Origin of the sequence: Pseudomonas sp. UFMG81, assembly GCF_015354575.1 — a bacterium.
GTDB lineage: Bacteria > Pseudomonadota > Gammaproteobacteria > Pseudomonadales > Pseudomonadaceae > Aquipseudomonas.
This window is the reverse complement of record NZ_JACAFQ010000004.1, coordinates 145,355-152,075: the sequence shown is the minus strand read 5'-3', so window position 1 is coordinate 152,075 and position 6,721 is coordinate 145,355. Positions and strand designations below refer to the sequence as shown.

Sequence of the window (6,721 nt, the reverse complement as noted above, 5' to 3'; positions counted from 1 at the left end):
CTCGATCTCAAGAGCGCTGCAAAAACACCGGCAGGCACCTGGTGCCCCTCACCCGATATTCAGACATGCGCCCACATGCCACCGCGCAATTCTGATTTCCCAAGGACCGCAGCGTGGCACCCAGGCGCCTGTCTTGGGATCGCATGTAGCCCACCAGGTGCCTGCCGACAGGTTTTCAGCGCTCTTGAGATCGAGCGCCGCCCGCGCGGCGCATCGCTGGCAAGCCAGCTCCCACATCTGTTTCGGGCCAGTTATGCCTGTGAGGTCTCCACTGTCCGCCTTGTATGTACGACGCGGTTTCAGCATGGGCGCTGATGTCGCACCACCAGACTTGAGTCATGTGGGGCAGCGGTAGCGTCCATGTGAGGTCTCCGCCGCCCGCCTTGTTGGCATGGCGCGGTTACAGCCTGCGCCGTGCCCCCAGGCCCGGGATCGTCGTGCGCGGCACCTCTACCTTGGCCTGCTGCAAGCGGGTACTGGCCGCAAGGCCAGCCAGGGTCGGCTGGCTGAACAGCGTGCGCGCGTCGGCATGCAAGCCGGCCTGGCGCATGCGCGCCACCAGGCTCACCGCCAGCAGCGAATGCCCGCCCAGCTCGAAGAAGTTGTCGTCGCGACCCACCTGCTCGATGCGCAGCACCTCACCCCAGATCTGCGCCAGGGCCGTCTCCAGCTCACTCTCGGGGGCCACGTACTGGCGGGCGATCACCGACTCCGCGCCCGGCTCGGGCAGGGCCTGGCGGTCGACCTTGCCATTGGGGCTCAACGGCCATTGCGCCACGGCGACGAACGCCGAGGGCACCAGGTACGCCGGCAGGCGCGCCAGCATATGACTGCGCAACACCTCCAACCCTGGCGCCGGTTGGCCATCGCGGCAGGTGAAATAGGCCACCAGGCGCTCATCACGCATCAGCACCAGGGCCTGGTCCAGGCCTGGGCAACCGGCCAGCTGTGCCTCGATCTCACCCGGCTCCACCCGCAACCCGCGCAGCTTGAGCTGGAAGTCGTTGCGGCCGAGGAACTCCAGCTCGCCATCGTCGCGGTAACGCGCCAGGTCGCCGCTGCGGTACAGCCGGTCGCCGGCCACGAACGGGCTGGCGATGAAGCGCTCTGCCTGCAACGCCGGCAAGCCGAGGTAACCACGCGCCACACCAACGCCGCCAATATGCAACTGGCCGACCGCGCCGAACGGCACCGGCCGGTCATGGGCGTCGAGCAGGTACAACCGGGTGTTGCAGATTGCCCGGCCGATCGGTGGTGCGCTGGCGGGCAGCGGTTGGTCGGGCTCCAAGGTCCAGGCGGTGCTGTCGACCGTGGCCTCGGTCGGGCCGTAGACATTGTGCAGGCGCACCCAGGGCAGGCGTTCACGTACCGCCGTGGCCAAAGCCAGGGTGAGTTCGCCGCCCCCGCAGAAGAGATCGCGAAGGCTGGTGCAACGCGCCACCCCCTCGACCTCGATGAACTGCTGCAGCAGGGCCGGCACGAACTTGACGGTGGTCACCGCGCGTTCACGGATCAGTTCGACGAGGTACGCCGGGTCGCGGTGGCCATCCGGCCGCGCCAGCACCAGGCGCAAACCCGCCGCCAGCGGCCAGAACAGCTCCCACACCGCACCGTCGAAACTGAACGGCGCTCGCTGCAACAGGGCATCGCCAGGGCGCGGTGGACATAAGCCCGAGCCCCAGTGCATGAGGTTGCACAGGCCACGGTGCTCGACCATCACCCCCTTGGGCGTGCCGGTGGAGCCGGAGGTATAGAGCACATAGGCCAGATGCCCGGCATTGAGTTCGACCTTAGGTGCCGCGTCTGGCAACTGCGTGCCGATATCGCGGTCGAGGTTGACCGGCGTCACGCCGGTATCGCCCAGCAGACCAGCGGTGGCATCGTGTACCAGCACCGCCAGCGGCGCGCTGTCGTCGAGCATGTAGCGCAGGCGTTCGTCGGGGTAGCCCGGGTCCAGTGGCACATAGGCGCCGCCGGCCTTGAGGATGCCCAGCAGGCCGACCATCAGCGCCAGGCCGCGCTCGACGCAGATCGCTACCCGGGTGTCGGGGCGCACGCCCAGCGCAATCAAGTGGTGGGCCAGGCGGTTGGCTTGGATATCGAGCTGGCGGTAGCTCAGGCTGGCGTCGCCGGCCTGCACGGCGATGGCGTCGGGGCTGCGTTGCACCTGCTCGGCGAACAACGCCGGCCAGGTCTGCTGCACCGGGCTGGCGGGATCCTCGGTGGCGTTCAGCGCCTCCAGCAGGTGGTGCAGTTCGGCCGCCGGTACACTGCACAGCTGGGCCAGGGGCTTGTCGCCCGCGTGTTCGCACAGCCCCTCAAGGGTCGTCAGCAGGTAATCCAGCAAGCGTTCGACGCCCAGGCTGCACGGTGCGCGCAGACTCAGGCGCAATGCCTCGCCGTGGTCGTCGACCGCCAGCATCAGCGGCTGGCTGACCACCTCGCTGGCACTCAGCAGTTCGACCCCCGTCAGCGCCGCCTGCCCCTGCTGCGCGCCCTGGCGGAAGTTGAGCAGGCTGTCGAACAGCGGCACACCGGCCGGCAACGCACTGCAGTGCTGGGCCAGCACCTGGGGCGCATCCTCGTGGGCCAGCAGCGCGGCCAGGCGCGCGTGGGTCTCGGCCAGGGCCTGGTCAAGCGTGCGCCCGGCCAGGCTCACCCGCAGTGGCAAGGTGTTGACGAACATGCCCAGCGCTCGCTCGGCGCCCTCGCCTGCGGCCAGGCGCCCGAGCAGCACCGTGCCGAACACCACGTCATCGCTGCCCGACAGGCAGCCGAGCACTTGGGCCCAGGCCAGATGGAACAGGCTGGCCAGGCTCACATCGGCACCGCGCGCCAACTGCCGCAGGCGCAAGGCCTGCGGCGCCGGCAAAGGGTGATCGAGGGTTTGCAGCGTGTCGGGCGGCGTGGGCTGGCCGGCCACCCCGAGTACCTGGGTGGGTGCCTCGAGGTCGCCAAGCATCTGCTTGAAGAACGCCTGGTGCTGCCGTTCACGATCCGGTGCGCTGTGCCCTGCGGCGAAGTGGCGATACGGCACCGGCTCGGGCAACGCCTCACCCTTGCCCTCCATCAGGGCGCGCAGCTCGGCCATCAAAAGTTCGAGGGAAACCGCGTCGTTGACCAGGTGGTGGAAGCGCAGCAAACCCAACCAGCGGCCCTGCCCTGGCGCCTCGGCGACGCCCAGGGCCATCATCGGCGCACGGCGCAAGTCCAGCGGCTGGCAATGGGCCCGCAGGCGCGCCTCGGCATCGTCGCCGGCAGGCTGCACCGCGATCGGCAGCTGGGCGTGGCGCCAGACCACCTGCTGCGCCTGGGGTTGGGCCTCCCAGGCCAGGCTGGTGCGCAGGATGTCGTGGCGATCGATCACCTGTTGCAAGGCTGCGGCGAACGCCTGCATGGCGGCACGGCTGGCGAAGGCGAACAGGGCCTGCTGCTGATAGGGGTCGCGCGCCTCGGTGATGTGGTGGTACAGCAGGCCTTGTTGCAGGGGCGCCAGCGGGTAGATCTCCTGCACATTGGCAGCGCCGCCTGGCACCGCGGCGACAATGCGGTCGATGGCCAGCTGGTCCAGGGTGGTCAGTACCAGCATGTCCGGCGTGATACGTGGACATTCGGTGGGGACCCGGTTGCCCGGCAACGCCTGCGCGCCGGCCGCATGGGTCGCGGCTGCCAGGCTGGCCAGGGTCGGCTGGCCGAACAGTACTTGCACGTCGGCATGCAGGCCCTGGGCGCGCATGCGCTCGACCAGTTGCACGGCCAGCAGCGAGTGGCCGCCCAGTTCGAAGAAATGATCGTGCCGCCCTACCCGCTCGACCCCCAGCAACTCGGCCCAGAGCGCCGCCAGGCGCTGTTCGTTCGGGCCTTCGGGGGCGCTGTAGGCGCGGCGGAGGCTGGCCTGCGCCGTAGGTGCCGGCAGGGCCTGGCGGTCAAGCTTGCCATTGGCCGTCAGCGGCCAGCTGGCCAGCGCCACGAAGGCGCTGGGCAACAGGGCCGCCGGCAGGCGCGCGGTCAGGTAGTCGTGCAGCGCGCGCGGCGCCACCTCGGTCGTGGTGATGAACCAGGCGACCAGTTGCCCGCCCTGCAACTGCACCACCGCTTCGCGCACCGCTGGGTGGCTGGCCAGCGCGGCCTCGATCTCGGCCAGTTCCACGCGCACGCCACGGACCTTGACCTGGTCATCGTTACGGCCCAGGTATTCCAGGGTGCCGTCGGCTTGCCAGCGCACCAGGTCGCCGCTGCGGTACATGCGGGCGCCCGGCGCGGCGCTGAAGGGGTCGTCGAGGAAGCGTTCGGCGCTCATCGCCGGGCGGCCGAGGTAGCCGCGGGCGACACCCCGGCCGCCGATGTACAGTTCGCCCGCGACACCTGGCGGTAGCGGACGTTGCCGGGCGTCGAGCACATACAAATGCGCATTGTCGACCGGCCCGCCGATATGCAGCGGCTGACCGGCGCGCACGGCGCCGTAGCTGGCCACCACGCTGGCCTCGGTGGGTCCGTAGTTGTTCACCACCGCATGGCGCGGATCGCGCGCCAGGCCGCGCAGTCGGTCGCCGCCAATCAGCAGGGTGCGCAAGGTCGGGTGGTCCGGACCGTGGGCAAAGGCATGCTCGGCCACTGGCGTGGGCAGGAAGCTGATATCCAGCGGCTGGGCGCGCCACCAGCGCAGCAGCGCGTCGATGTCCTCGGCACCCTGGCGCACCGGCGCCAGGTGCAGGGTGGCGCCACTGCACAGCGCCGGCCAGACCTCCCAGGCCATGGCGTCGAAACCGAAACTGGCCAGGCATGACACCTGGTCGCCCGCACGCAGGGCGAAGGCCCGGCAGTGCCAGTCGACCAGGTTGCCGAGCATGCCGTGCTCCACCATCACGCCCTTGGGCTGGCCGGTGGAGCCGGAGGTGTAGATGACGTAGGCCAGGTGGTCGGCGCCCAGCCCCGCCACCTGCGGGTTGGCCGACAGGCCTTGGGCGCTGCGGTCCAGTTCCAGCAGTGCCAGGCCTTTGGCTGGTAGCCTTGGCACCAGCGCGGACAGGGTCAGCAGCACCTTCGGCGCACAATCCTCCAGCAGGTAGGCCAGGCGCTCTGGGGGGTGGGCCGGATCCAGCGGCACGTAGGCCGCGCCGGCCTTGAGGATGGCCAGCAGCCCGACCAGCGTGTCCAGGCCACGCCAGGCACAGATCGCCACGCGATCCTCGGGCTGCACCCCTAGGGCGATCAGGCGTTCGGCCAGTTGGTTGGCGCGGCCGTTCAGCTCGCCGTAGCTGAGGCTGTGGCCGTCATGCCAGGCGGCGATGGCCTGGGGCGCGGCGGCGGCCTGCTGCTCGATGCGCCAGTGGATGCAGCGCCTATCGGCCGGGGTCTGCCGGCCCATGCCGAAGGCGCGCAACCGTTGGTGCTCGGCGGCAGTCGGCAGGTCGAAATCGGCCGCAGCCAGGCCGGGCCTCGCCAGCCCTTGGGCCAGCACATGCAGGAGCCGCGTGGCCAGGCCCTGGACCTCGTCGGCACCGAACCAGCCCAGGTTGTACACCAAGTGCAGCCAGGCCTTGCCGGTCTGGCGGTTGTGGCGCAGGTGCAGGGCCAACGGGGACGGTTCGTGGCCGTTGCTCACCTTGACGCTGTGCCCCGGCACCTCGCCGTAGCGCAGCGCGTCGCCCTCCTCCTCGTATGACACGCTCAGTTCGAACAGTTGCTGGCGGTCTTCGCGCAGCAGGCCCAGGGCACGGTTGAGTTCGCTCAAGGCAAAGCGCTGGTGGCGAAAGTCCTGGCGCAGCGCATCGCGGATCGCCCGCACCAGGTCGGCGAACGGCCGTTCGCGGCCAAAGTCCATGTGCAGGGCACTGACCTGGGCGAACAACCCCAGGGTTGCCTTGAACTGCGCACTGGCGCGGTTGCGTACCGGCACGCCGACCACCCATTCGTCACGCTGCCAGGTGCGCACACAGCAGACGTGCAGGGCCGCCAGCAGCACGTGGAAGGACGAGGCCTGAAGTTCGCCGGCCAGTTGCCCCATGCGCGCCAGCAGGTCGCCGTCGAACGGCAGGACCAGGGCTTGGCCCGGCGTGGCTGTGGTGCTGTCGCCCTGATCGCGCGGCAGCACCAGGGCATCGGGCAGCGACGGGTACCTGGCCAGCCAGTAGGCGCGGTCGCGGGCGTGGCGTGGCGAGGCCTGGTAGGCGACGTCGTCACTGATGAAGGCCCGGTAGGAAGGCGCCGTCTCGGGCAGCGGCCGCCCCTCGGCGAGCAGCCCGTAATAGCGACCCAGCACGTTGAACAGGTGGTCGAAGCCCCAGCCATCGATGATCAGGTGGTGGGCCTGGCCGGCCAGCAGATGGCGCCCTGGCCGCACCCGCACCAGGAAGAAACGCGCCAGCGGCCCGCCCAGTAGCGTGAAGCACTGGCCCATGCGTTCGCGCATCAAGGCCTGCGCGCAGGCTTCGGGGTCGGGACGCTCGCTCAGGTCGATGACCGGCAGCGCCAGGGCCAGATCGCGGTCGAAGCGTTGCCGCGGCAGACCGTCAGCCCCTGGCAGCAGCACCGTGCGCAGGCTGTCGTGCACGGCCACCAGGTGGTCGAAGGCCTGGCCCAGCAGGCGTGCGTCGATGGCACCGTCGAGCTCGATGTAGCCCCCGATGTTGTACAGCGGCGAGTCGCCATGGCTGATCTGGTCCAGCCAGATGTCGCGCTGGGCGCAGGTCAGGGGGAAGGCGTCGGTGGCAGACATGGG

The 6,721-nt window shown here is 69.8% G+C and carries 1 protein-coding gene; it reads right to left on the bottom strand.

The genetic code is table 11. From position 1 onward, the window contains the following. Window positions 1–400: 400 nt before the first annotated feature. Complete coding sequence (locus IX761_RS04975) at window positions 401–6,718, bottom strand: non-ribosomal peptide synthetase (protein ID WP_228533234.1); 6,318 nt, start codon at window positions 6,716–6,718, stop codon at window positions 401–403. Window positions 6,719–6,721 lie beyond the last annotated feature (3 nt).

Excerpts from the sequence above, each read along its gene's own strand:
- IX761_RS04975 (WP_228533234.1), bottom strand. The coding sequence starts at position 6,718 with ATGTCTGCCACCGACGCCTTCCCCCTGACCTGCGCCCAGCGCGACATC.